Genomic DNA, 2,309 nt, shown 5'->3' with positions numbered 1-2,309 from the left:
GGGCGGCGGCGGAGCGCGCCGCGACGAACGCCGCCGCCGCGGCCGGATCGCGGAGCGCGTGCAGGGCCGGCCAGGCGAGGGGCGCGGCCCGCGGAGCGGCGTCCAGGGCGCGCCCGATCGCCTCGAGCGCCGGGCCGGCCTCCCCCGCCGCCCCCTCCGCCTCGGCGAGCGCGAGGAGCGCGTCGGCGCTGCCGGGGTGGGCGAGGAGGCCCTCCCGGGCGAACGCGGCGGCGCGGGCGGGATCGCGGGCCAGGGCCGACCGGGCCTGGGCGGCGAACAGGTGCGCCAGCACCGGATCCTCGCCGCCCGGCGCGAGCCGCCGCTCGAGCGCGATCGCGCCGACGAGATCCCCCTGCTCCACCCTCACGTCGCGGAGCCCCTCGACCGCCGCCGGATCCTGCGGGGCGAGGCGCGCGTACAGCTCCGCCGCCTCGGCGAGCATCCCGCTCCGCCGGTAATCCTCCGCGAGCTCCCGCTCGACCTCCGGGCGTCGCGCGGGATCGAGCACGGTGCCCATCAGCATGTTCCGGTGGAGGCGCACCGCGCGGGCGAGATCGCCCTCGCGCCGGAACAGCGCGCCCAGCGCGAGGTAGGTGTCCACCGCCTCCGCCGTCCCGAGCCGCGCCGCGTCCGACAGGGCCTCGATCGCCGCGTCGGGATCGCCGGAGACGATCGACCGGACGCCCGCCAGGTACGCCTTCGCCTCGTCCCGCCGGCGCTTCAGCCGGTCGGCCACCAGGATCGCCACCACCGCGGCGAACGAGCCCAGCGCGACGGCGAGCCAGGCGTGCATGCGCGGATCAGCGGCCGGCGAACCCGGCCGAGAGCCGGCTCCAGGCGTCGTCGAGGGCCTCGACGACGACGCGGGTGTCGGCGAGCACCGGCATGAAGTTGTTGTCGCCGCCCCAGCGCGGGACGACGTGCCAGTGCAGGTGGTCGGCGATGCCGGCGCCGGCGACCTTGCCGAGGTTCATGCCCACGTTGAGCCCCTCCGGCGCGTACACCGCCTTCACGACGTCGGCGGCGCGGCGGAGCTCGTCCTGGAGATCCGCCCACTCGGCCGCCGACAGCGCGCCCAGGTCGCTCACGTGCGCGCGGGGGATCACCATCACGTGCCCGGAGTTGTACGGGAACCTGTTGAGGCACGTGAAGGAGCGCGCGGAGCGGTGGACGATCAGGTTCCTCCGATCGTCCGAAGGCGGCGCCTCCGGGAAGTCGCAGAAGATGCACCCCTTCGGCTTCTCCGAGCGGATGAACTCCATCCGCCAGGGCGCCCACAACGGCTGCTGCACGCGAACCTCCGTTCCGGCGCGCCTAGCGCGCGAGGAAGTACATCCCGGGCTGCTGGGCCGCGGCCGTGCGCTGCTCGAGCCGCGTCGCGATCGCGTCCGCCGCGGACGACGCCGCGTCGCCGAAGAGCTGCTCGAAGAGCCGCCCCCGGTCGTCCGGCGGGTACACCAGGTTCGGCTCGCCGGTCAGCTTCGCCTCCGTCTTCGCGAGCTCCACCGCGTCGTAGAAGTTCCCGAGCCGATCGACGAGCCCCGCCTCCTTCGCCTGCGCGCCGGTCATCGCCCGGCCGTCGGCGATGGCGCGGACCTTCGCCTCGTCGAGCTTCCGGCCGTCCGCGACGGCCTTCACGAACTGGACGAGCGTGTCCTCCACCAGCCCCTGCCAGTAGGCGCGGTCCGCGGCGGTCATCTCCCGGAACGGGTTCCCCGCGTCCTTCAGGGCGCCGGTCTTGATGGTCTCCACCCGCACGCCGAGCTTGTCCGCGAGGACCTTCACGTTGGGGAACATGGAGATCACGCCGATGGAGCCCGTGAGCGTGCCGGGCTCGGCGACGATCCGGGGGCAGCCCATCGAGACGTAGAGCCCGCCGGAGGCGGCCATGCTGCCCATCGAGCAGACCACCGTCTTCTTCGCCGCGAGCCGCCTCACCTCGTCGTAGATCTCCTGGCTCGGGCCCACCGCGCCGCCGGGCGAGTCCACCCGCACGACGACCGCCTTCAGCTCGTCGTCCGCGGCGAACTTCCGGATCTGCTTCATCACGTGGTCCGCGTCCACGCCGCCGGCCGCGCCGATCTGCCCCTTCACCTCGATGACGCCGATGCGCGGCCCGCCGGAGATGGCCGTGGTCTCGCCTCGGACCGCGCCGTACGCGAGGAACAGGAACCCGAAGAAGACCAGGAAGAGCCCGCCGAAGATGAACGCGACGATGCCGAGCGCGAGCCGGTCGCGCCGCGGCGCGGGGGGCGGCGGCATCGAGGGCGGCGTCCCCCAGCCGCCGGGCGGCGGCCCTGGGGGGCCCC

Annotated in this window: 3 protein-coding genes; all 3 read right to left on the bottom strand. The window is 74.9% G+C overall.

From position 1 onward, the window contains the following. Positions 1-793 (bottom strand): hypothetical protein (locus tag MNZ27_RS23140; RefSeq protein WP_242396422.1); only part of this gene is annotated, 793 nt, incomplete at its 3' end. Positions 794-800: 7 nt separating this feature from the next. Then, positions 801-1,292, bottom strand: coding sequence for an HIT family protein (locus MNZ27_RS23135; RefSeq protein ID WP_242396421.1), 492 nt, complete (start codon positions 1,290-1,292; stop codon positions 801-803). A gap of 22 nt (positions 1,293-1,314) precedes the next feature. Beyond that, on the bottom strand, positions 1,315-2,309 hold a 995-nt coding region (gene sppA, locus MNZ27_RS23130), incomplete at its 5' end, for a signal peptide peptidase SppA (protein ID WP_242396420.1).

It is taken from the genome of Anaeromyxobacter oryzisoli (assembly GCF_022690765.1).
GTDB lineage: Bacteria > Myxococcota > Myxococcia > Myxococcales > Anaeromyxobacteraceae > Anaeromyxobacter > Anaeromyxobacter oryzisoli.
This window is presented reverse-complemented; position numbering and strand designations above follow the sequence as displayed.